This window comes from Pseudomonas baetica (genome assembly GCF_019733355.1).
Classification (GTDB): Bacteria; Pseudomonadota; Gammaproteobacteria; order Pseudomonadales; family Pseudomonadaceae; genus Aquipseudomonas; species Aquipseudomonas baetica_A.
Genome location: NZ_JAIHLQ010000029.1, coordinates 74,153 through 97,395, shown reverse-complemented (window position 1 = coordinate 97,395; position 23,243 = coordinate 74,153). Strand labels below are relative to the sequence as shown.

At 55.7% G+C, this 23,243-nt stretch carries 21 protein-coding genes and 3 pseudogenes; 12 read left to right on the top strand and 12 right to left on the bottom strand.

Annotated elements, in window-relative coordinates; genetic code table 11:
* The 6 genes and pseudogenes from K5E40_RS23935 to K5E40_RS23910 form a co-directional block, all read right to left on the bottom strand.
* Positions 1–1,246 (bottom strand): annotated as a pseudogene (locus K5E40_RS23935) (type IV secretion protein Rhs); the annotation flags it as partial.
* Between the two features lie 237 nt (positions 1,247–1,483).
* Positions 1,484–1,891, bottom strand: a complete 408-nt coding sequence (locus K5E40_RS23930; RefSeq protein ID WP_221732915.1) for a sel1 repeat family protein — start codon at positions 1,889–1,891, stop codon at positions 1,484–1,486.
* Positions 1,892–2,263, bottom strand: coding sequence for a hypothetical protein (locus tag K5E40_RS23925; RefSeq protein ID WP_003223109.1), 372 nt, complete (start codon positions 2,261–2,263; stop codon positions 1,892–1,894).
* Positions 2,260–2,601, bottom strand: a complete 342-nt coding sequence (locus tag K5E40_RS23920; protein ID WP_221732914.1) for a helix-turn-helix domain-containing protein — start codon at positions 2,599–2,601, stop codon at positions 2,260–2,262. The genes K5E40_RS23925 and K5E40_RS23920 overlap by 4 nt, the downstream gene beginning before the upstream one ends.
* A gap of 112 nt (positions 2,602–2,713) precedes the next feature.
* Positions 2,714–3,169 carry a YkvA family protein gene (locus K5E40_RS23915; RefSeq protein WP_221732913.1) on the bottom strand — a complete coding sequence of 152 codons (456 nt, stop codon included), beginning with the start codon at positions 3,167–3,169 and terminating at the stop codon, positions 2,714–2,716.
* 293 nt (positions 3,170–3,462) lie between these two features.
* Positions 3,463–4,179, bottom strand: coding sequence for an FKBP-type peptidyl-prolyl cis-trans isomerase (locus tag K5E40_RS23910; protein WP_221732912.1), 717 nt, complete (start codon positions 4,177–4,179; stop codon positions 3,463–3,465).
* Positions 4,180–4,450: 271 nt separating this feature from the next.
* Between K5E40_RS23910 and K5E40_RS23905 the strand changes: the two genes are divergently transcribed.
* From K5E40_RS23905 to K5E40_RS23865, 9 genes are all read left to right on the top strand, one after another.
* The gene (locus tag K5E40_RS23905; RefSeq protein ID WP_221732911.1) at positions 4,451–6,259 is read left to right on the top strand and encodes a di-heme-cytochrome C peroxidase; all 1,809 of its coding nucleotides are present in this window, start codon (positions 4,451–4,453) and stop codon (positions 6,257–6,259) included.
* A 29-nt stretch (positions 6,260–6,288) separates the two neighbouring features.
* Positions 6,289–7,425: a catalase family protein gene (locus K5E40_RS23900; protein WP_221732917.1), complete on the top strand. Its 1,137-nt coding sequence runs from the start codon at positions 6,289–6,291 to the stop codon at positions 7,423–7,425.
* Positions 7,426–8,342: 917 nt separating this feature from the next.
* The gene (locus K5E40_RS23895; protein ID WP_042558395.1) at positions 8,343–9,191 is read left to right on the top strand and encodes a transporter substrate-binding domain-containing protein; all 849 of its coding nucleotides are present in this window, start codon (positions 8,343–8,345) and stop codon (positions 9,189–9,191) included.
* Between the two features lie 7 nt (positions 9,192–9,198).
* Positions 9,199–9,858: an amino acid ABC transporter permease gene (locus K5E40_RS23890; RefSeq protein WP_221732910.1), complete on the top strand. Its 660-nt coding sequence runs from the start codon at positions 9,199–9,201 to the stop codon at positions 9,856–9,858.
* Positions 9,858–10,505 carry an amino acid ABC transporter permease gene (locus K5E40_RS23885; protein WP_221732909.1) on the top strand — a complete coding sequence of 216 codons (648 nt, stop codon included), beginning with the start codon at positions 9,858–9,860 and terminating at the stop codon, positions 10,503–10,505. Before K5E40_RS23890 ends, K5E40_RS23885 begins: the two co-directional genes overlap by 1 nt.
* Before the next feature lie 4 nt (positions 10,506–10,509).
* A complete protein-coding gene (locus K5E40_RS23880) occupies positions 10,510–11,316 on the top strand; it encodes an amino acid ABC transporter ATP-binding protein (protein WP_221732908.1) in 807 nt (268 codons plus the stop codon).
* Positions 11,313–12,545 (top strand): M20 family metallo-hydrolase, encoded by a 1,233-nt coding sequence (locus K5E40_RS23875; RefSeq protein WP_221732907.1) that lies wholly within the window; start codon positions 11,313–11,315, stop codon positions 12,543–12,545. Before K5E40_RS23880 ends, K5E40_RS23875 begins: the two co-directional genes overlap by 4 nt.
* A 16-nt stretch (positions 12,546–12,561) precedes the next feature.
* A complete protein-coding gene (locus K5E40_RS23870) occupies positions 12,562–13,272 on the top strand; it encodes a DUF1989 domain-containing protein (protein WP_221732906.1) in 711 nt (236 codons plus the stop codon).
* A gap of 82 nt (positions 13,273–13,354) precedes the next feature.
* Entirely contained in the window at positions 13,355–13,960 is a 606-nt protein-coding gene (locus K5E40_RS23865; protein WP_042558390.1) for a cupin domain-containing protein, read from the top strand.
* A gap of 463 nt (positions 13,961–14,423) precedes the next feature.
* On the opposite strand, the gene K5E40_RS35155 is transcribed toward K5E40_RS23865, so the two are convergent.
* A complete protein-coding gene (locus K5E40_RS35155) occupies positions 14,424–14,630 on the bottom strand; it encodes a helix-turn-helix domain-containing protein (protein WP_260455982.1) in 207 nt (68 codons plus the stop codon).
* Between the two features lie 116 nt (positions 14,631–14,746).
* Here K5E40_RS35155 and K5E40_RS35150 point away from each other — a divergent pair, with 116 nt between their 5' ends.
* Complete coding sequence (locus K5E40_RS35150; RefSeq protein WP_260455981.1) at positions 14,747–14,986, top strand: hypothetical protein; 240 nt, start codon at positions 14,747–14,749, stop codon at positions 14,984–14,986.
* A gap of 536 nt (positions 14,987–15,522) precedes the next feature.
* Here K5E40_RS35150 and K5E40_RS23855 read toward each other — a convergent pair.
* Positions 15,523–15,711: pseudogene (locus tag K5E40_RS23855) on the bottom strand (serine dehydratase beta chain); the annotation flags it as partial.
* Between the two features lie 770 nt (positions 15,712–16,481).
* Here K5E40_RS23855 and K5E40_RS23850 point away from each other — a divergent pair.
* A complete protein-coding gene (locus K5E40_RS23850; protein WP_221732905.1) occupies positions 16,482–17,501 on the top strand; it encodes a GlxA family transcriptional regulator in 1,020 nt (339 codons plus the stop codon).
* An 88-nt stretch (positions 17,502–17,589) separates the two neighbouring features.
* On the opposite strand, the gene K5E40_RS23845 is transcribed toward K5E40_RS23850, so the two are convergent.
* The 4 genes and pseudogenes from K5E40_RS23845 to K5E40_RS23835 form a co-directional block, all read right to left on the bottom strand.
* A complete protein-coding gene (locus K5E40_RS23845) occupies positions 17,590–18,930 on the bottom strand; it encodes an MFS transporter (RefSeq protein ID WP_221732904.1) in 1,341 nt (446 codons plus the stop codon).
* Between the two features lie 295 nt (positions 18,931–19,225).
* Entirely contained in the window at positions 19,226–20,437 is a 1,212-nt protein-coding gene (locus tag K5E40_RS23840) for a M24 family metallopeptidase (protein WP_221732903.1), read from the bottom strand.
* Between the two features lie 505 nt (positions 20,438–20,942).
* Positions 20,943–21,202, bottom strand: a pseudogene (locus K5E40_RS35145) (GlxA family transcriptional regulator); the annotation flags it as partial.
* 255 nt (positions 21,203–21,457) lie between these two features.
* Complete coding sequence (locus K5E40_RS23835) at positions 21,458–22,147, bottom strand: isochorismatase family protein (RefSeq protein ID WP_221732902.1); 690 nt, start codon at positions 22,145–22,147, stop codon at positions 21,458–21,460.
* A 120-nt stretch (positions 22,148–22,267) separates the two neighbouring features.
* On the opposite strand from K5E40_RS23835, the gene K5E40_RS23830 reads away from it, so the two are divergent.
* The gene (locus K5E40_RS23830; protein ID WP_221732901.1) at positions 22,268–23,167 is read left to right on the top strand and encodes a LysR family transcriptional regulator; all 900 of its coding nucleotides are present in this window, start codon (positions 22,268–22,270) and stop codon (positions 23,165–23,167) included.
* Positions 23,168–23,243 lie beyond the last annotated feature (76 nt).

The following is a 23,243-nucleotide window of genomic DNA, read 5'->3' as shown; positions in this document are numbered from 1 at the left end:
CGGTGAGGGTCAGCAGTTCTTCGCCGGTGACCATCGATACGGGGCAGCCGTTGGTGCAGGTCGACGGCACACAATCGGCGCTGTCACCGTTGGGGTTTTTTGCCTGATTAGGGGCGTCGTCGTGATGTTCGTCTTTCTTCAACAAGGCGTTGCGCCTGGCATTCCAGCGCAGTTGCATCCGGCCTTTTTTCACCCCGGCGGCGATACCGCGCGCGGCGACGGTTTTGTATTGATCAACGTACTTGATGAAGCCGTTGACGATGCCAAACAACGCCTTCACCAATCGCTTCACTGCCGACAGCAACTGAACCGCGCGATCCGCCAGACGCAGCGTCAGATACGCGATCCCTGCGCCACCGCTGGCGAAAGTCAACACAACGCTGATCAGCACATCGATCAGCAACTGCACGATCATCATCGACGCCGCTTCCGCGGTTTTGCCGGCGAGTTCACTGGGCGGCAGCATTTCCAGCCAAAGACTCGCGGTGCGCAGCAGCAAGCACAGCGCCGCCTCGTCACTGACCAGCAATTGAAGCTGTGCCATGACTTTGGGAGCCGTTGCAGCCAGATTGATCAGATCAGTCGCACCATTGCCTAACCGCCCCACAAAGGCGCCCGGATCCTGAAGGATCTCCGACAGCAATCCAATGCTGTCCCACACACCCTCGATCGCCGCCCAGCTCCCGGCCAACATGCCGTTGCCTGCCGCCGTCGCCACCGACTGCGACCACTGCGGCTTGAAACCCTGCCACTCGCTGCGCAGCCAGCCATCCAGCTCGCCAGTCAAACCGTCATAGGACTTGAACAGCGCCTCGACCTGCTCTGGGGTGACTTCGCTGTGTACATGCACGCGATAGAACTTGCCCGGCGTTCCCTTGAATTTGCCTTTACCTTCGGCATCCAGGGTGATGGGCGTCGTTTCGCCACCGTCCATGGCCATCACATCGACCACAATGTTGCCCAGCGGGATGTCGTACACCGACTCGAACTTGCTCTCGATCAGCATCAGCCCGCCCTTAGGGCACTGGACGACGCCGGAGAAAAACTCGTTGTCGCTGCTGCTGACGGCAGTACTGCGGTCGCCTAAGCGGATGACCCGCTCCATACCCATCAGGGACGGCAGATCCATGGCATGGCTGACGGTGTCGGCCGCACGGCTGGCCCAGTGCTTGAGCTGCTCGCGATAAAGACTGAGGGTGTCGGGAAAGCTGTCGAGTGCTTGCTCGATACGGGTGATGGCTTCCATCAACGCACGCTTGAGTGCGAGATAAACTGAATGACCGGGTCGAACATGAGCGTTCCCTCGCGCAGAAATTAGGCGCGAGGACTTTGCGGGGGATCACTCAACAAATAAGTCAGGCGAGTAGGCAATTACTGTAGGAGAAGTCTGCAATAAAGCTTTTGATGCCAAGCCAATAAGCGAAAACGCAAACGGGGCGTGAGTTTTCCTCACGCCCCGTTTATTGATCAGACACAAATGGATTTACTGCGTTGAATCCCTAGCACCCAGCTCTTTCAATTTCAGCTCGGCCAATGGATGCCCGGCCTTCGCGGCCATACCCCACCAGCGTGCGGCTTCAGCAGGATCCGGGGCTTTGCTCGCGGTCCCCGCGAAACTGATGACGCCGACTTGATAGGCCGCTTTGCCATCGCCAGCCAGTGCCGCCAGACGCAACAACCGCACGCCCTCCTCACGCGCTGCCAACCCCACGCCGCGAAAGGTCAGGATGTGTCCGTAGAAGCTTTGCGCACCGACATCGCCAAGGTTGGCCATGCGCGCAAACTGGCCTTCAAGCCAGCGCCAGCCACGCGGCTGGCGAACAAACCACGACCAGTGAAACAGCCTACGCGCCAACCAGTAACTTGCCTGCGCCTTGAGTCGTAAAAACACTCAAGCCTCCGCCGATTCCGGGTACTCGTATTCGAACACCCTGACCACTTCCGATGCATGCCAGGACGCCGCCGCAACGCCATCGGACGGCCCGGAAAACCGCCCAAGACGTTCGACACATTCAAAAAAACCGGTACGCGGCAAACGACTGGCGCCTTGGCTGATGACGAGCGAACTGCGCAGCGGTTGTTCGGCCTTGGCATCCAGTGCCGCGAGATGTTCAAGTGCGGCGGTCAAGGTTTGCATTGCCGGCGTCGGCAATTGCAAACGCTCGAGCAAAGCCCGATAAGTCAGAAGATGGCGCTGTCGGCGCGCCTGATCAAGTTCCCCCAGCAATCCGTCCCAATGTTGACGACTGATGCGTACGCTCACGATTCATCCCTCCACCCGGGCACCGTCAGTTCCCAGGCCAGGCTGCGGCGAATCGCGGCGTCGGGTTGACGCTCACCACTTTCAATCATGGCCAGGTAAGACGGGCTGATGCCTACCGTGCGGGCCAACGCCTCAATGGCGATGCCCTTCCCTTCGCGCAAACTGCGTAGTTGATCCAGACCTGGAAGAATCGGGTCTGGCGACGCCGCGAGCGGTGCTTGAGCCTGCCGCGGCGGTGCTTCGTTGATGCCTGCTGCTTTCAGTAGAGCCTGATACTGAGCCCATGGCAAAACCGCATATTCGGGTTCGCCATCGCGTGCAATTATCTGAATATCCATGACTACCCCGTAGGACAACAACACTTAGCGAGTCGGCACTTTTCCCTAGAAGTGTAATCCTAACAGCGGCTAAGGTCGCGGGGGGGATCTATCTGAAAGCGGCCTTCGTGAATCAGGGCTTTTTCGGGCCCTGAAGTTGAAGTTGCTGGGGGGTATCGGGCAGACGCTCGACCACCGCGAGTTTTTCCGGTTGCTGGCGCTTGCGCCAGAAGCGGAAAGCCGTCAGTTCATCGTCGAGGGTTTTCATCAGCCAGGCGAGGACGGCGATGTCGTCGAGCATACCGAATACCGGGATGAAATCCGGTATCGCATCGACCGGACTGAGGAAGTACATCAACCCCGCCACTACCGAAATCAACGCTTTCGGGCTGATCGCGCGGTACTCACCGCGCCAATAGGCCAGGCACAATGCCTGTAGCAAACGCAGATCGTCCTTGAGTTTGCCGAGCCGATTACCTTGCGCGGCGCCTTTGCTGGCGACGGCAAACAATAAGGTCGGCAGGCGACCGCGAGCCAGCAGGCGGCCGGCCAAGGGCAGGAATCGAGCGAAATTCCACGGAGCTTTCATCTATTCCTCCCGTTGAAATGTTATCCACACAAATTGTGGATAACCTTGTGAACAGAGCTGCATTTCAACGCTGAAAGCCCCGTTTTATAAGGGCTGCGCTCAGATCGGGCGTTTTTTACTCACATAAAAAACCCCAATATTTCATTGACTTGGCAGCTCAGGGCGTCTAGTGCGGGCAGCCTCAAAGCTATGACTGTCATGACCGGCATCGGTTCGCTCTGTTTACCTTTGCCATCCTACAGATGCAACAACGCCCCGCATAAGCGAGGCGTTGTTGTTGAAACCGATGCTGATTACTTTGCAGCAGCGTCTTCTTTGGCTGGATCCTTGATGGCCAGCAGTTCCAGGTCGAACACCAGAACCGAGTTGGCCGGGATTGCCGGGCTTGGCGACTGTGCGCCATAAGCCAGATCGCTAGGGATGAACAGTTTGTACTTCTCGCCAACGTGCATCAGTTGCAGACCTTCAACCCAACCCGGAATCACGCCGCTCACCGGCAGATCAATCGGGCTACCGCGCTCGACGGAGCTGTCGAATACGGTGCCGTTGGTCAGCTTGCCGGTGTAGTGAACAGTCACGACGTCGGTAGGCTTAGGCTGTGGGCCGTCGGCTTTCTTGACGACTTCGTACTGCAGACCGGAAGCGGTGGTGGTCACGCCGGCCTTCTTGCCGTTTTCCTCGAGGAATTTCTTGCCGGCGGCTGCCGACTCTTCGCTCATCTTGGCCATGCGCTCTTCAGCACGCTTTTGCAGCGCGGCGAAGGCTTCGACCAGTTCTTCGTCTTTCAGCTTCTGTTCTTTCTTGCCGACGGCATCTTCGATGCCCTGGGCTACCGCTTTGGAGTCCAGATCATCCATGCCTTCCTGAGCAAGGCTCTTGCCCATGTTCAGGCCGATACCGTAGGAAGCTTTTTGCGCCGGGGTTTTCAGCTCTACGCTGGTCTGCGAATCACAACCCGCGAGGACCAGGCTAACCAGGGCTACCGCCGCCGCCAACCGATGCTGTTTCATGCTATTTCCTTGTTCATGCGCCGAAAGGGCAATCGAGTAAAGCCGCGAGCTTATCAGGCCGCCACGACCAATGGCTACCGGCATGAGAGCAGGAATCTTGCGATAAGTTCAGGGATTAAAACGCATTTGGCTAAAGGCACGATGAAGCTTCTGTCATCTATTCCTGACAAGGACCGACTCCCCTCCCCCCCAACATCTGGCGTAATGGCCACTTGCCGCACAGGGCCAAGCTCAGGCATAACAGCGCAACAACTCGACAAGGATGTTTATCTTGCGCCTCTTATTCCGTGTACTGACCCTGATCGTCGTACTGCTGGGACTCGTCCTCGCGTTGGTTTTGTACTACGTCGCCAATCCGAAATTACCCTTCTATAGCCCCGTCCAACAGGTGCACTACCTCAATCAGTGGACTGAGCAAGAGCGGCAAACCTACTATTTCACACCACAGGGCACCCAAGTCAAAGGGCTGCGCTATGAGTGGTTCCAGGCCTTGGAATTACCCTTCTCTGAGCAACGTTTTGCCTCCCCCGACTACCTCGCTCGCTTCGGTTTTTTGATTGATCCGCAGCAAAAAGCCACACCGACAAACCCCGGTAATCTGCCAGTAGGCTTTGCCCGACACCAAAATCCCGGCAGCTCCGAGCAGTACCTGGACATCACTTGCGCGGCTTGCCACACCGGTGAATTGCGCTTCAAGGGTCAGGCCGTGCGCATCGACGGTGGCGCGGCGCAGCATGTTTTGCCTTCCAGCGTTCCTACACTCCGTGGCGGCAGTTTCGGACAAGCACTAGTGGCGAGCCTGACCTCGACTTACTACAACCCTTGGAAATTCGAGCGTTTCGCAAGACATGTATTAGGGGATGACTACAACGCGCACCATGAACAACTGCGCAAGGACTTCAAAACATCACTGAATACCTTCCTGAGAGTCGCCTGGAACGACACCCATCGCGGCCTCTACCCGACTGAAGAAGGTCCGGGACGCGCCGATGCATTCGGGCGCATCGCCAACGCTACGTTCGGCGATGCGATATCCCCTGCCAACTACCGCGTGGCCAACGCCCCGGTGGACTACCCGCAGTTGTGGGACATGTGGACCTTCGATTGGGTGCAATGGAACGGTTCGGCGCAGCAGCCGATGGCGCGCAACATCGGTGAGGCGCTGGGTGTCGGCGCTACCCTGAATTTCTTCGATGACAACGGCCAGCCACTGCAAGGCGATGCGCGTTATGCCTCAAGCGTTCGTGTGCGCGATCTGCACAAGATAGAAGAAACCATACAAAAACTTCAGCCACCCGTCTGGCCGGAGGCGTTATTCGGCGCCATCGACAAGCCACTGGCCGCCAAAGGACGCGCGCTGTTCGCGGAAAATTGCACCGGGTGCCACGTTCCGCGCAAGACTCAAGAAGGCGAACGTTGGGTGCAGCATTTGCACATGTTGCCCGTGGACGTCATCGGCACCGATCCAAACGCCGCCAACAACATTGCCAACCATCGCTTCGATCTGACAGCCCTGCAATGGGAGCTCAAAGAACTGGAGGGTATGGATGTAAAACTGCATCCGACACCGAAGGAGCCGCTGGACCTGAGCCAGCTATCCGTGGCCAAGGGCCTGGCTTACGTCACCGCATTCGTCGAGAACCGGGCCTATCGCGAGGCCGGGGTCACGCCGCAGGAGAAGCCACAACTCGACGGTTTCGGCCTGCCGATCGGTGTTCGTGAAAAAGTCGCCTATAAAGCGCGACCACTGGCGGGTGTCTGGGCCACTGCGCCGTTTCTGCACAACGGTTCGGTACCGAGTATTTATCAGTTGCTGTCACCGCAAGATGAACGCGCAGCCACCTTCTATAAGGGCACCTTCGAGTACGACCCACGACATCTGGGCTATCGCACCGAAGCCTTCACCAACGGTTTTCTGTTCGACACAAGAATCAGCGGCAACCATAACAGCGGCCATGAATTTCGCGCCGGCGAACGTGGTAACGGCGTCATCGGCCGACTGTTGCAGCCCGAAGAGCGCTGGGCGCTGCTCGAATACCTGAAAGTCCTTGGCGGCCCACTGGAGGCGCAATTGCCATGATCCTGTCGACCCTCAGGAAAGAATTACCGATGTTGGCCCGGCTCTGGTTGTGGCTGGGGCGTTTATTGGGCAAGACCCTGCTGATCATGCTTGTGATCGGCCTGCTCGGCTGGGCGGTCTCCGCGGCCTGGTTTGCCTGGCAGCATCGCGGCCCGGTTTCGGCGCTGGAGCAGGTTCCACCCGGTGAAGCGGGCATGACCCAGGAGGTGATACAGACCGCTGTGCGTATCGTCGATCAACACCGTGAAGGCACGCGGTACCTGCGTGACGCGCATGCCAAGGCGCACGGTTGCGTGAAGGCTGAAGTGCAAGTGTTGGCGGATCTGCCGCCGGCGCTGCGTCAAGGCGTGTTCAGTGAGCCGGGTAAAACCTGGCCGGCGATGATTCGATTATCGAATGGTAACGCCTACCCGCAGTTCGACAGTATTCGTGACGCACGGGGCATGGCGATCAAATTGCACGATGTGCCTGGCAAACAGTTGCTGGAGAACCGCCAAGGACAACACGAACAGGACTTCGTGATGTTCAGCCATCCGAACTTCTTTGTCAGCGATGTCGCCGAGTACCGTCAGAATGTGGCGGCTCAGGCTGAAGGCAAAAAGACCACGGCGTTTTTTCCGGGATGGGATCCGCGCACTTGGCAAATCCGCCATTTGTTCATCGCACTGGCCACACTGTCGCCGCCGCCGGACAGTCCGACGGACACGACCTACTTTTCGGTGTCGCCCTACAAGTTTGGCGAGGCCAATGCGAAGTTCCGGGTAGCGCCCGACCCAGACCACTGCCCCGCCTACACGCTGCCCAAGCAGAACCACGACTTGCCAAATTTCTTACGCAGTGCGTTGAATCAGCAATTGTCGACGGATCGTGTGCCAACGTGTTTCGTCTTGCAGATCCAGCGCCAGGATGCGAACCATTACATGCCGATCGAGGACACCAGCATCGAATGGCGCGAGCAGGATTCACCTTTCGAAACCGTAGCGCGGATTACCTTGCCGCCGCAGGACTTCGACACGCCGGCGCTGAATCTGGCCTGCGACAACTTATCGTTCAACCCGTGGTTTGGCATTGAAGCGCATCGGCCCATTGGCGGGATCAATCGTCTGCGTAAAGCCGTCTATGAAGCTGTGAGTGACTATCGACATAGCCAGAATGCTGCACAGTAAACCTGGCACCCATTTCAAGTCGGGCCGGTAAATAGCAAACTCCAGACAGCAAAAAGCCCGCACTAGGCGGGCTTTGCTTGGTGATCTGGCGTTCAGTGTTCCAGATTACCGAATATGGCGCAGCGGACGGGATCATAACTCATCCTCTAAATCATTGAAAGCTTCAGCTTTCTGTCGCTCAGCATACCGCTGATGGACTTGATTATGTACTCATTATTTTAAGTTGGGAATTACGATGCTCAGCGACTCTCTGAATGGCCCGAATAGATTACTTTGGACCAGCTTGACGTTCGCGAGCACCTGATACGTCTTGGTAACGTCAAAACCTCGGAGCCGGAACCCAGTCGCTATGTAGTGGTCGACTGATCCCAGCCAGATGTAGCATTGCCCATTACCGTTGCAGCGGCTCTACGTAAAGCAGTTGACTAAAGCCAGAAATCGGCCAATTGCGGACATTCCGTGCTAATCACTGTAGGTCAATGATCATGCGTTCGGTTTCAATCGAATGCCTCGCAATCGTAGCCTGCCGTCTCAGAGTTCAAACTTCCGGCTCTCGCCAACCCTGCAAAGCGTGCCAAGGCGTTCAAGCTGACCAAAGCTGCCATTAGTGACCGACTGCTTTCGAGCTCTGAATAGTTACTCGTTAGGACATATGTAAGCACTGCGTTTTTTCCCCCGCCCCACGAACAAGCACCCGAGCAGCGTCGGCACATCCAAGCACTACAGACACCACCCACACACTGCGCACCACATCAATGCGTAACACCTGCTATCGCACGCAATTAGCGCACCTCTCCCGACTTCCCATCCTCTCCTACGCCCCTATTCGCGCAAGCTACCTCCTGGCACGCTTCATGCTCTTGTATTAATATTCAAGTTACTTGAATAACAATTTGAGGAATTCAAGGGGAATACCAATGACGCGTTTCACTCTAAAAGCACTCTCGCTGTCGCTCGTCACGCTGTGCAGTATTTCTCTAGCGCACGCAGACGATTTGCTGCAGCGCATCAAGCAGAAAAACGAGATAGTCGTTGCCACCGAGGCGCGTTTCGCGCCGTTCGAGTCGGTAGAAAATGGCAAGATTGTCGGCTATGGCGCAGACCTGATGCATTACGTACTGGATGCTGACTTGCCCGGCGTTAAGGTGCGCCAGCTCGATCTACCGTTCCAGGGGATTTTGCCAGGCTTGGATACCCGTAAATTCGACTTCGTCGTGACATCAGTGACAGTCAATAAAGCGCGTTTTGAGCAATTCGCCTTTACCGTCCCCATTGCCGAGTCCACCGTTGCATTGCTCAAGCGCGCCGACGATAACAATATCAAGGCATTGACCGACTTGAACGGTCGGGTGATTGGCTCTCAGGCAGGTTCCGGCCAGCTGGCAGTGCTACAAGCACTGGACACCAAGCTCAAAGCTGAAGGCCAACCGGGCCTCAAGCGGATCAAAGAGTATGTGAGCTTCGATGAAGCTTATGCGGATCTGGCCAATGGTCGTCTCGATGGCGTGGCACAGTCGCTTTCCAACCTAGGCCCATTGATGAAAGCTCGTCCAGGGCTGTTCACAACGTTGCCGGAGATGGTCGGTCCAGTGACGTATTTCGGCTGGGTCGGTCGCAAGGATGCTGACAGCGCAAGCCTGGTGAAGCTATTTAGCGAGGGCATTGCCCGTGCAGGAAAAGATGGCACCTTAAAGACGCTACAAGATAAGTGGTTTGGTTTCACCATGGACTTGCCTGCTGATGCTATGCCAGTACCGAGCATCTGAGCCGCTGATGATAAATGATTTCAGCAGCCGTCTCGCGCTCTATTGGCCTGCCTTGATCGACGGTGCAACAACCACATTGTGGTTGTGCGCCATCGGCATGCTGCTGGGTTTCATTCTCGGCGTAGTAATTCATCTGATTGCCAATGGTCGCAGTCCTGCCGGCAGAGCATTCACCCGGGTGTATGTCAGTTTCTTTCGTGGCACGCCCATGCTGGCGCAGCTGCTGCTTCTGTTCTATCTCCCATCAGCCCTGGGCCTGGATGTGCCACCCATGGTGGCTGCTGCTGTAGCCCTAGCGCTGAACACGGCGGCTTATCAGTCGCAGATCCTGAGCAGCGGTTTCGCCGCAATCCCCAAGGGCCAGATGGAAGCGGCGGCCGTGTTTGCCATCGGCAAATACAACACGCTTTTTCATATCCAACTGCCACAGGTGTTGCGCCTCACCTCACCCGCGCTGATCTCCGAGTTGATCGATGTGATCAAGGTTTCAGCCGTGGTTTCGGTCATCTCCATCACTGATTTGATGCGCGTCAGCCAGCAGCTGGTTTCGCAGACTTACCGCCCGCTTGAAGTTTATCTGGTGGCGGGCTTGTTTTATCTCGTGCTGACAAGCCTGTTGAGCGTGCTGGGCAGCCTGCTAGAACGCCGCTGGCAGGAGCTCAAGTGATGCAAGAATTATTGAGTTATCTACCGGATTTTGCAGATGCACTGCTGGTCACGGTGGGTATTAGCTTGACTGCTGCTGCCATGGGTTTACTGCTGGGCTTCGGGCTCAACGCATTGCGCATTGCGGTCCCGGGATTTCTGGCGATCTATCGCGTTTACGTATGGCTGATCCGCGGGACGCCGTTTCTCGCGCAACTTGCGGTTATTTATTTCGGGCTGCCAGTCATCGGTCTGCGGCTGGAAGCCGTCGAGGCAAGCATCCTCTCGCTGGCGTTATACAGCGCTGCTTATTTTGCTGAGCTGTTCCGCTCTGCTTGGGCCAGTGTGCCCAACGGTCAAGTAGAAGCAGCGCGGGTGCATGGCATTTCGCGCAGCCGAGTGTTCTGGCACATACAAGCGCCGCAAGCGCTGGCATTCGCCCTCCCGCTATTGGGCAATCAGGTGATCCTGACCATCAAGGAAAGCGCCATCACCTCGATCATTACCGTGCCAGAGCTGACCATGACTGCAGGACGCATCGTATCAACTACCTTTTCCTACGTATTGCCGTACGCCCTGCTGGTGTTGAGCTACTGGCTGCTGACCTCGTCGGTCGCGGCTGTCGCCAGCGCACTGGGGCGGCGCATGACACGCCATCTACGAGGCTGAACAGATGAATACCCTTCCGCTTCTCAACTTGCGTGGCGTTGGCAAATCCTATGGCTCGCACCGCGTGCTCAGTGAGTTTGACCTGAGCGTACAAGCCGGTGAAATCGTGTCTTTGATCGGGCCTTCAGGGTCAGGAAAAACCACCGCCCTGCGCTGTATGAATTTCCTTGAGCGCTATGACGAGGGAGAGATATGGATCGATGGTCAACTGCTGGGCTACAGCGGGCCGGGCAGACGTGAAGCCGACCGCGACAGCGAAGCCAAGATCGATGAGGTGCGCAACCCGCTGTCCATGGTGTTCCAGCAATTCAATTTGTGGCCGCACTTGACCGTGCGCGAAAACGTCATGGCGCCTTTGGTACTCGGCAAGAAAATCGCCAAGGCCGAGGCGCGCAACCTGGCTGATCAGGCACTGGCACGGGTCGGGCTGAGCGCCAAGTCGGACGCGTACCCCGCTCGCCTTTCCGGTGGACAACAGCAACGAGTCGGCATTGCCCGGGCACTGGGGGTAAAACCGCGGTTGATGCTGCTCGATGAACCGACCTCCGCGCTGGACCCTGAACTGGTTGAGGAAGTGCTGCAGGTCATTAGCAGCCTCGCGAACGATGGCATGACCATGGTGATGGTAACCCATGAAATGAGCTTCGCTGCACAGATATCCAGTCAGGTGGTGTTTATGGAAGCAGGAAAAATAATTGAAACCGGTACTCCGCAGGCACTGTTCCAGGCACCAAAGACGGAACGCTTACAGCAGTTTCTCAGCCCCTGGTTTAACCGCAGCCTCACTCCACGCGTGCAGGTGACCCCATGATTGCCGATCAAGTGATGCAAGCCGTTTCATCGGAACGATTGCAGCGTTTGTTGGAGGCCCTGGCAACCTTCGGGCCCGGCATTGATGGCGGAATGAACCGTCAAGCGTTGTCCGAAGAGGACTTCCTGGCCCGCGCCTGGCTGATTGAAGAAGCCCAAAAGCTCGACTGCAAGGTGTGGACGGACGCCAGTGCCAATCTGTTCATCCGCCGCGAAGGCCGTGAAGACTTACCGCCAGTGATGACCGGTAGCCACATAGACACCCAACCCACAGGCGGCAAGCTTGACGGCTGTTACGGGGTGATGGCCGGGCTTGAATGCCTGTATGCGTTGGCAGAACTCAACGTCAGCACCCGTCGCCCGATCGAAGTGGTGGTCTGGACTAACGAAGAAGGCAGCCGCTTCAGTCCAGGAGCGATGGGCTCCAGCGCCTACGTGGACCAGGTACGACTGGAGACTTATAGAAAAAACCTTGACGCTGCGGGTATCTCGGTAGGAGAGGCACTGGACGCTCACGCCCTGCGCTTTGCCGATCTGCCGCAGCGCGAGAAAATCGCCACACACGCATTTGTCGAGTTGCACATTGAGCAAGGCCCGGTATTGGCGCAAGCCAATGTCCCGCTGGGAGTGGTTTCCGGTATTCAGGGCGTGCGCTGGTATCAAGTGAGCTGCAAGGGTGCTTCGGCACACGCAGGAACCACGCCGACTCACATGCGGCGCGATGCGTTGTTGCTCGCCATGGAATCCCTCGGCCGCATCGACGCGCTGGCCGAAAGACTGGCCGGTGACGACAAGCGCCTGACATTCGGACGCTGGAACGTTTCGCCCAATGCAATTAATACGATTGCCGGTGAAGCAACCTTCAGCATCGACTTCCGCCACGCCGATCCGGCGGTACTCGACGCCTTCGACAATGCCCTTAGTGCCTGCCTGCCTGCCGACGCCGAACTGACCAGCCTGTTCAGCCACAGCCCGACCGCGTTCGATCATCAGGTCATCAATTTGTTGGAGAACGCCTGCGAAGCCACAGGACTGACTTGGCAATCGATACGTTCTGGCGCCTTCCACGACGCCATGTATCTGGCCGGGCACTGTCCTACCGCAATGCTTTTTGTACCCAGCCGGGACGGCATAAGCCACAACCCGAAGGAATTCACAGATCCCGCGCAATTGAAAGCAGGCGCCCAGGCATTGGCCTGGAGCCTGGTTGCACTTGCAGAACAACCCTGAACCCATAGGAACTCATATGACCAATGTCACCCATAGCCACGACTATCCAGCCTGCTGCCAGTCCGACAATGGTTCCTCGCTGGGCACCAATGCCACGTTGAAAGAGCCGATCTCGGCCGATGGCACTCCGGTCCTGGGCGAAAGCTACACAGTGCCTGCCCGTTGTGGCCGCGCTGTCCGCCTGAAAGCTGGCCAGGTCATCAAAATCGTCAACACTCACGGCACCCAGGTATGTGACACCTGGTTGTTCAACAGCGAAGACATGAGCGAATTCCTGTCGATGGAACATGCTCGCGCGCATTGCAACAGCATCATTCCCAAGACTGGCGACGCGCTGTTCAGTAACCGCCGCCGCACGATCGGCACCTTGTTGACCGACACCTCACCCGGCATTCACGACACCTTGATGGCTGCGTGTGACCTGCACCGCTACACCAACCTGGGAGTCGAGGGTTATCACGACAGTTGCGCGGATAACATGCGTCTGGCCTTGCAGGCTATTGGTCTGCGCTCCCATGAAGTCCCGCAGCCTTTCAATCTGTGGATGAACATTCCGGTCAAGCCTGATCACACTGTTGAATGGCTGCCGCCGGTATCCAAAGCCGGGGACTACGTTGAAATCCGTGCAGACATGGACGTTATCGTGGTGATGTCAGCCTGCCCTCAGGACATTGTGCCTATCAATGACCTTAACCCGGTGGAAGTTACCTTCTCGGTTCACGGCTGATCTTCAGTACCCCAGTAGACGACAGGCTCCCGTAACCCTAGGATGCCTGTCGCTCACTTCGTACAAACTTTTCGAGGGATGCATGTCCACACCCAGCAAAACGCCAGTAGCCAAATCCCAGCATTCCGATGCCCTGCCGAGTTTGAGCGTTCGTCTTCGCCATGCGCGCAAGGTGGCAGGCCTGACTCTCAAGCAAGTTGCCCAGGCTGCCAACTGCTCCGAAAGCCTGATCTCCAAACTGGAAAACGACGCCGCATCGCCTTCACTGGCCATGCTGCACCGCCTGGCACTCGCGCTAGGCAGCAACGTGTCCGAGCTGACATCCGAAGACTGGGAGTCTGAAGAGCCCGTGCTGCGCGCCGGCGGTCGACAAGTGAGTCGTTTCGCACAAGGCACCGCGAAGGGTTATATCGATCTGGAACGCATCACCCATCTGCAAAAAGGCGGGCTACTGCAAGGCGATATTCATATCGTTTCCCCTGGCATGGTCAGCGACATGATCGAGCATGCGGGTGAAGAGATGGGTTACGTGATCGAGGGCAGCCTCGACCTGACGCTCGGCGAGACCACCTACACGCTGAACGCTGGCGATTCGTTTCACTTCCCCAGCAACGTACCCCATGGCTATCGCAATTCGACCAAGAGTGTCGTCCGTATACTCTGGATCAACACGCCCGCAACCTTCTAATAATCTGCTGTCGGTAAATGGCAACGTCCGGCCATTGATCGCGCACCAATAGCAGCGCCTACCCTTCCTTGAATAACCTGCTGCTGCCTCGACGCCTCGGCAACAATGTTCTCAAATCAACGGTATGGCGGGGATGTGCGTGAAAATTATCAAGCGTGTCTACGTCTCTCACACTGCCAAACCGGGTCGAGAAACAATGTTGCGTAACCCAGCAATGGCGTGCGAACAATGCAACGAGCGGCTTCCCCATAGCGCATTAAAATATTGCTCGCCAGTGGGGCTCACCCGCGAACTAGAAGCACCAAATTCTCGGAAGTGGTTGGCCTGACTCATGGAGGCAGAATTCTTATGCGTACCGGTCCTGAGGTTTGCTTTAACTCAGGAATTGGTGGTTAGCCACTGATTTTTCTTGTTTATAGTCAGAGTCGGCCTGATCGCCTCCGAGCTAAACATACAAGCGAGCTTACTCACGGTTAAGTGAAAAGGGTGCTAGTGGTTGACCTCCTATCGCAAGCAAGTTCACTCCCACGTGGTCGCGCGGGTGTACGCCGAAGTAATGGCGATAGCAGCGAATAAAATGTTGCACCGAGACAAACCCGCAATCTCGCGCGACATCCGGCATTTGACGTTGCCCGCTCTGCAATAGCTGGTTCGCCTGTTGCAGACGCAAGTCAAGGTAATGCCGCGAGGGAGAACACCCCAGATTTTTTTGAATATTCGCTCCAGATGTCGACAGGAAATACCTATCGCTTCGGCCATTTCGTTGATCGGTAGCGTGCGGGTCAGGTGCTCGCTCATCAACGTAAGCGTCTCCTGCAATTTGGCTGGGGCATTATGCGTCCGCTGCAGAGGTCTGACCTGCCGGGCGACGTGCTTTTCCATTCCCAGAATCAGACCACGACCGTGGGTGCGGGCGAGCAGCTCGTGCATCAATCCTTTAACCGCCAGTGGGCCAACGCAGGTCAAACGTTGCCGGTCAACGCAGAACGGCGCGGCCACCAGCGTCAACTCATTGAAGGCATCTAACGACGACGATGGTTCGGGTTCTGGCAAACTACAGCGGTAACCGTCCAGCGCGCCTACTTGCGCTAGCAACCAACCGGCGTTACCCAATGCACCGAGACTTATAGGCTTCTTGGCCCAGCGATGCAGCTGATGATTAAGGTCTGGAAGATCCATCTGAGTATGCAGGTTCTCGCCACCACAGACGATCAGCGCATCTAGCGGTTGTGCCTGATCTAATCGTTTGGTGGCGGTAGTAATGCCATTGCTGGCGTTTAGTGACTGGCCTTCTAGGCTGAGAATTTGCCAGTGACAAACACTGCGTCCAGCAACTTGGTTGGCCAGGCGCAGGGGCTCCAACGCATTGGCCAGAGTATAAAATCGAAGGCTTCTAATAACCAGAAGCCAATACGCACCGCCGGCGATTGTGGATGGAAAGATTCGTTCAATTGCATTTCTATTCCTATAGGCCAAGGTGGCTTAGCACTTGATTGAACTCACTGCCAGCCCGCCACGGGAGGTCTCTTTGCGATCAGTAATGGGTGGACCTGATCTGGCTACTCCTCTAATAGGCCCATGATCACCGCTTTATAGGTACCGAGTGCAATCCCCGTGGCCGACAGAATAATAGAGCCGCACTCCAATGCGACGTACCTGTGTCAGTATTTTCCGCTCGCGCAAGCACTCGACACAAAGAGTCCCAACACGCATCGGCCCGACGGTATGTGTACTGGAAGGGCCGACCACATTTCGAACAAATCAAAAAAATTTTATAGCCATCATTGATCTCCGCGTCGCTTCAAGGTTGTCAGTAGCTCCCCCGATTAATTGTCGGCGCCAGAGATCATTAAGACGTGTCTGATATCGACTCCTAACTACTCGCTACTACCAATAACGAGCTGAAGATATCGATGCGCGCCGAGATTACGCGGCGACTGTGTCGCTTAGCCGCAGCAGGTTTTCAGAAAAAGAACCCGAACCTCTTGAATGGCAAACCTCAAAACCGATAAAGCCCGATATTCAGTCCGCCCAGTGCCAGACATGAAAACCTATTTTGAGAGCCTCGGAGTAAGGTCTAGCTCTACCGGTTTGGACTAGGGAAGAGACTTTGATCAGCCACGCGCTAAGAACGCAAACGACGCATTCAGTCAATACTCGCTTTTGGGGGACACTGAAAATCACTTAGGGTATCGCTTGGCAAAGGAACCGGATAAGAAATCAAGCAGCGTTGCGCATACGATGCTCGATGTCTGGCCATGCGGGTGCCGGGATTTGATACGTTAAAGATTCATGCAGTGGATATTACTTGCGCGGCCAGTTGCTCGGATCGAGCTAGTACCCAATTGACCTAACGATACCTTTTGCGTGCAAGTTCCTATCGCGTTGTCCATTGTCCGGACACTCGGAGTAAGATCCAAGCACCAAAAGCACGGTTCCCCATAGTAGAAACGAGATAATGCTGTGAAGGTCGGCAGGTTGCTGCAAAGCACCTCACTTATGCAGTTGAGGAGTACTAACAATGGCGAAACTCCAAGCGGCGCTCCCCCCAGCTGCGGGACGTTCGGCAAATAAACCACGGCCAGTGAAAACCGTAGGTTTTCTAGTCATACCAAATTTCACCACTATCGGCTTTGCCTCCGCCGTGGAAACCTTGCGCATAGCCAATATGGCGGCGCGTCAAACGATCTTCCGCACGGTTATCATCGCTGCCAACATGGAGCCGGTCACGGCCAGCAATGGCATGCGCATGCTGCCCGACTACACCATCACCGATGCACCAAAGCTGGATATGCTGTTCGTTGTCGGATCAAACCCTATCGTCTCTAATCACAGCAGCCTACCGCTACTCAACTGGCTCCGTAAGCTGGCGCATGATCAAGTGCCCCTAGGCGGGATTTGCACTGGAAGCCACTTATTGGCGCGCGCAAACTTACTTAAAGGTTATCGCTGCACTATTCACTGGGAAGACATCGAAGCTTTGAAGGATCGTTTCCCGGGCATCATTATTTCCAACCAGTTGTTTGAGCTTGATCGCGATCGCTACACCTGCTCAGGCGGCGTGGCCTCTATGGACATGACACTGCAGTTGATAACGCGCGAACCCGGTGGTCGCGAAATTGCAGCCCATGCAGCCGAGTTGCTACTGTGTGACCGGGTCCGGAGCGCGCAGGAACAGCAGCGTGTGCCATTACGACAGAAACTGGGCACCTCCCAACCTAAGCTCAGCCAGATGGTGGCAATCATGGAGGCCAATCTTGAGGAGCCGCTGCGCCTTGAGGAGCTCGCGCGATTGAACGAAGTGTCGGTACGGCACCTGGAGCGATTGTTTCACAAGCACCTACAACGCACGCCGAGTCAGTATTACCTGGAACTGCGCCTGTCGCGAGCGAGACAATTGCTACTGCGTAGCGAGTCGCAAGTTCGTGATATCGCCCTCGCTTGCGGCTTTATCTCCCCTGCGCACTTCTCCAAATGCTACAGCCGTTTCTTCGGCATATCGCCCATCGGCGAACGCAAGCAAGTGGCTGCGATGCATTAATTTATAGGGCGTATCCTCATCGCAATGGCGCCCGCGAGGACTCCATTGAGCAGGCTATGCCCCCTATATACTGGGTTGTACGTTCAGGTCAGTCTTGCAAAGCTTTATGCGCAGTCTCGCGGCTCGCCAGCATGGCAATTAACGCTACGGCAGCGGCCGCCAGCAGATACCAAGCTGGTGCCATTTTGCTACCGGTCAGCTGAATCAGCCAAGTCGCAATAAATGGCGCGGTACCGCCGAACACCGCATTGGCGATATTGAAGCTGAAGGCAAAACCACTGAAGCGCACGCGGGTCGGGAATATCTCGGCGAGGAAGCACGGCAAGGTGCCGTCGTTCATCGCAAGGATCGCGCCGAAGGCTATCTGGATCATCAGGATGACGATCAGCGGCTGGTTGTTCAACATGCCGAACAGCGGCCATGTAAGCGCCAGAAACAGAACCGATGCGGTCAGCAACATGGCCTTGCGTCCGAACAGATCCGACAGCTTGCCCATCAGGAAAATCAGCCCGATATAGGTCGCCAACGACACCGTCGACGCCATGAACGAATCGCTCTCGCTCATGCCCATCTCGGTAGAGAGGTAGGTCGGCATATAACTGAGCAACAGGTAGAACGCTACCGCATTCAGGCATGTCACACCGATCCCGATAATCACGCTACGCCGGTGTAAGGTCAAAAGTTCGCGAACCGGAGCGTGGGTCGCGTATACCTTGGCCTCGAGGCGTTTTTCCATCTCTAAAAATTTGGGTGTGTCTTGCAAACTCACACGGATGTAACGCCCGACTAGACCGAACGGCGCCGCCAGCAGGAAGGGCAAACGCCAGCCCCAGCTGTGCAGATCCTCAACGCTCATCCACGAGTGCAAACCAGCCACGAACACTGCGCCGAACAACAAGCCGGCAGCAGTACTCGCCGGCACGATGCTGGTATACAAACCGCGTTTACCCTCAGGGGCATACTCGGCCAGAAAGGCTGATGCCCCAGCGTACTCTCCGGAAGCGGAAAAGCCCTGAAACAAGCGGATTAGTAACAACAGAGCGGGTGCCCACAGACCAATATGGTTGTAAGTCGGCAGGATACCGATGCAGAAGGTCGAGATTGACATGATCAGAATGGACCAGGACAACGCGCTGCGCCGCCCGTACTTGTCTCCGAAGTGACCCCAGACTAGCCCTCCCAGCGGGCGAACGAAAAACGACAGAGCAAACACTGCGAAGGTTGCCAGCAGCCCGGTCGCCTTGTCGGTCTGCGGAAAAAACGTCAGTGCAATCACGGTTGCCAAATAGCCGTAGGCCGCGTAGTCGAACCATTCGACGAAGTTGCCCATGAAGCTGGCACTGGCCGCGCGCCGCAGTGCCTTGCGCTCGGAAATCCGTTCAAGCTGCTGTTCCAGGATCGGCGTCAGACTTGGGTTTTGGGTGCTCATTGCGCACCTCCGGGGGTAGAGGTGCTGTTACCGGAATGAAGAGGCAACGCTGTATCGCTACCAGAAGCGGTATGGAAATTGAACTGCTTCGAGACTGTGGCCGGAATCGTGACGTAGTACATGACAAATACCCTCTATTGTTTTACTTGGCAGGGTTAAGGGTCAGTAAATGATGCTCGATATCATCGTGCACGCGTTTTTTTTCGGTTTAACTCAGCCGCCGGGACGGTATTTCCTACACTTTTACTATTAACAAAAGAAAACGCCGCAAAGGTTCACTGTGCGGCGCCTAATCTCACTTCTTGATGATGTTATGTTCCGGGCCATACGGGAATTTGGTGATGTTTTCCCCGCCCTGCTCGTTGACGATCAATATGTCATGTTCGCGGTAACCACCCGCGCCCGGAAGGCCTTCAGGCAGCATGATCATCGGTTCAATGGAAACCACCATCCCCGGCTCCAGTACCGTGTCAATGTCTTCGCGCAGTTCCAACCCAGCTTCGCGGCCGTAGTAATGGCTCAGTGTACCGAAGGAGTGGCCGTAGCCGAAGGTGCGGTATTGCAGCAGATCGTGCTCAAGGAAAATCTCGTTAAGTTGCAGAGCGATATCGCAGCAGCGCATGCCCGGCTTGATTAGTTTCAGGCCGGCCTCGTGCACTTTAACGTTCACTTCCCACAAACGTAGATGCTCGTCGGAGCAATGGTCCAGGAACATTGTGCGTTCCAGCGCAGTGTAATAACCAGCGATCATCGGGAAGCAATTGAGGCTCAGGATGTCGCCCTTGTTAACCTTGCGCGAGGTCACCGGGTTATGAGCACCGTCGGTGTTGATGCCAGACTGGAACCAGGTCCAAGTGTCCATCAATTCAGAGTCCGGGAAGGTGCGGGCAATTTCGCGCACCATCGCCTGGGTAGCGTGCAGGGCGACTTCATACTCCGGCACTTGATCACGCAAGGCTTCCACGACTGCTGCGCCACCGATGTCTGCCACGCGGGCACCATGACGGATGATTGCATGCTCTTCGGCGGATTTGATCATGCGCATACGCATGCAAGGTACGCCGATATCCATCAATTCGGCCTGCGGGTAACGACTGGCAAGTTTGTCGCGATTCAGCAGGTTCAGGTGGTCAAATTCGATACCAATGCGTCCAGCTTTCGGCAATGCTTGCTGAATCGCGACGAAATAATTATCGCGCTGCCAGTCGGTGTAAACGATGTTTTCAGTGCCCACGGTGCGGCGCCAAGGCTGACCGCCATCGATGTTGGCGCTGATAGTAACGGCACTGTCTTGGGTAACGACCAGCGCGTACGGGCGGCCGAAAGAGCAAAACAGGAAATCGCTGTAGTAGTTTATGTTGTGATAGGACGTGAAAACTGCCGCATCAATATTGTTTTGCGATAGATACGCTCGCAATTTGGCCTGTCGATTGGCGTATTCCTCAACCGAAAACGTCGATTTCACTTTTTCGCCGTTCTTGATCTGGATGGTTTTAGGCATTTGCATGTCATTTATCCTTGTCGTTGATTGAGCGACGTAAGACGCCACTCTGGCTGGCCGCTGAAGATCATTCGAACAGATGCGAAGTAGGATTTTTTGTGCGAATCCGACCTGTAATTGACCAGACCCGCTATTTTCGAAGGGGAACTCAGGGCTAATCAAAAAAGCGCTACACAGCGCGATGTTTTGGATGACATATGTCCATCAGCGCTCAGCACGTCGCGCGTGAGGCGGCGCCGCACAGGTTGTGCTGGCTATTCGACTCTAGGTAACGCTAGTCAAATCTCAAGCAACTACGTCGTAATCTCGATACGTTGAGCGAGCGCGGCAAAGGCAGACATATGGAGGTCGGCGATCGAACGCCGCTGATTTCTGACGTCAGCCTGGCTGATTACGCGGGTGCCTTGATTACCAAATAGCACCTTCATCAGCCGCACTTACGCCAGGTGTAGATAGCTCTACTTCCAGCAGACAGGCCTATCGGAGTTGTCTGGACCGGCCGAGAGGGCTAACCACCGCATACAACCAGCAAATCCAGATCCTGAATGTCCGCCAGCCTGATACGAGCGCGGGTCTGATAATCACCCCCAAATCGCTTACGACTTCCCCGTCTTGCAAACCAAAGGTACGTGAAGCAAACAATTCAGGACACAACAGATTAGCAGTGACAATAGTGTCCAGTGCCTGGGTGAAAGCGGGAAGCGAGAAATGCTTGAGCAGCAAATACCCTGCTCTAGCCTGGGTTGAAGGCGCTCGAAGTTCATTATTCACTTACCGCAGATTCTTTCCCTTCACGCAGCAGCTGAATTTACGTCGTTCGACCATATCGTCTCACTGTATTCCGAAGACCAAACCAGTGGCGCCCCCCCCCTTAATTGATCGGCCACCACCCCATCGGATCGTCCTGAAAAAGGCGGCGCCGGTGGATGCACAAGACAGGAAAAGAAAAAGGGCCGTAAAGCGTAAGCGCTCGGCCCTTCTATTCCGCTGGGTCCTTACCCTACGGATCGCGTCATTCACTCACCGTTACTTCTGACCTGCAGTGGTCAAGTAATCCAGACATGTGTCGACTGTCTCCACGTCAGCGAATTTGGCGTCGATATCAAACAAGTTCCAAGCCACCGCTCCCGGTACTCGGTCACCGATACATTCTTTCACTGCAATCGTACGGAAGCCTTCGGCCAGGCCGTCACACAGCGTGGTGCGGACACAGGCTGAAGCCGTGACACCTGTGACCAGAATAGTGTCGACACCGGCTGAACGCAGATAGCCTGCCAGTGATGTTCCGCTGAACGAACTGGCGCGCTTTTTGATAAGGACGAATTCACCGTCAATAGGGGCTATACGCGAGTCAATGGCCCAGAGGCTTTCCTCACTCTGGTTGACCACATCCACGGGTATCTTGTTGTGCCACTGCCCCATGTCGGTATTCGGGTCATTTCGATCCGTGTTCTGGTAGCAAGTCGTCACGTGGACGATTGGAAAGCCCTTAGCGCGAAACTCTTTCATAAGGCGCTGGACGCCCGGAATTATTTCGTCGTCAATTTTATCGCAGGTGAATGGATTTCCCGGACGGGTCCAGGCGTTGGCCAGGTCTACGTTAATCAACGCTGGGTGTTTACCGAAACCAATCCGGCGCTGAAAACCTCGCTCCTTGTAGAGCTTGGTGGATTCTTCAAAAGCGCGCTCCAGCATAATCATCAGTTCTTGCGACATAGTGAGTCTCTCCGATCTAAGTAATAACGGTTGGCATTTGGGTTTGCCTTGACCTAGAGCTCAAGATAATCTGGGAAATAAATTACATCCAATTCATTATTTTCCACTATTGATACCAATATGAACATCAATATCCGCTTCGATCTCAAGCAAATGAAAGCCTTTATGGCAGTGGCGGAACATCTGCATTTCAAGCGAGCGGCTGACGTGTTATTCATTACGCAACCGGCACTGAGCCGCTTGATCAAAGGGCTGGAGGAAGAGCTTGGAGCGGAGTTATTCCAGCGCACCACCCGGCAAGTTGCGCTTACTGAGGCAGGTCGTTTGTTTCTGCATGAGTGTCAGCAGGTATTTCGCCACATAGCGAGAGGCATCGAACTGGCGCGTAGTGCCGCGGCGGGTGATGTTGGTCATCTGACCGTCGCCTATAACGACTTCGCCATCAACGGTGCCCTGCCCGCGATACTTGAGCGCTTCAAGGATCTGCATCCCAACGTCTTGGTAGAGTTGCTCTACATGCCGTCACACGAACAGTACAAAGCAATTGATGATTGCCTGATCGACGTGGGTTTTCTGCTGGGGCCGGTGTCAATGCCGGGGATCGAATCTTTACCTGTTTCGCGAGAAAAAATGGTCGCCATTCTTCCAGCCAAGCATCCCATGGCCAACAAGGCCAGCATCAAAGTCGAACAACTCAAAGACGAGCGCTTCATCTTCGGTGCGGCGAGCGGCTGGAGTCTGTTTCGGGACCAGTCATTTCGACTTTGCCAGCGCTTTGGCTTTACGCCAAACATCGTTCAGGAGGCGACGACCAGCATCGGTATCTTTGGGTTGGTGGCCGCCAATATGGGGGTGTCGATCTATTCGGAATGCGCCTACAAGATCCAGCGCGAAGGAGTGGTCATTCTACCCTTGGAAAACGATCACGCTTGGGTGCAAACCATAGCCGCCTGGAACGAGGAGTACGAAACGCCCACGGCCGCCAGATTCAAGGCGTTGTTGCGAGACCTGACCGCCTAACGGCTTAGCTCAGATGGCTACTGCTGAATGTGCGGCGAATGCCTCAGACGCCCAGTCTGAGGCATTCAGGATAATG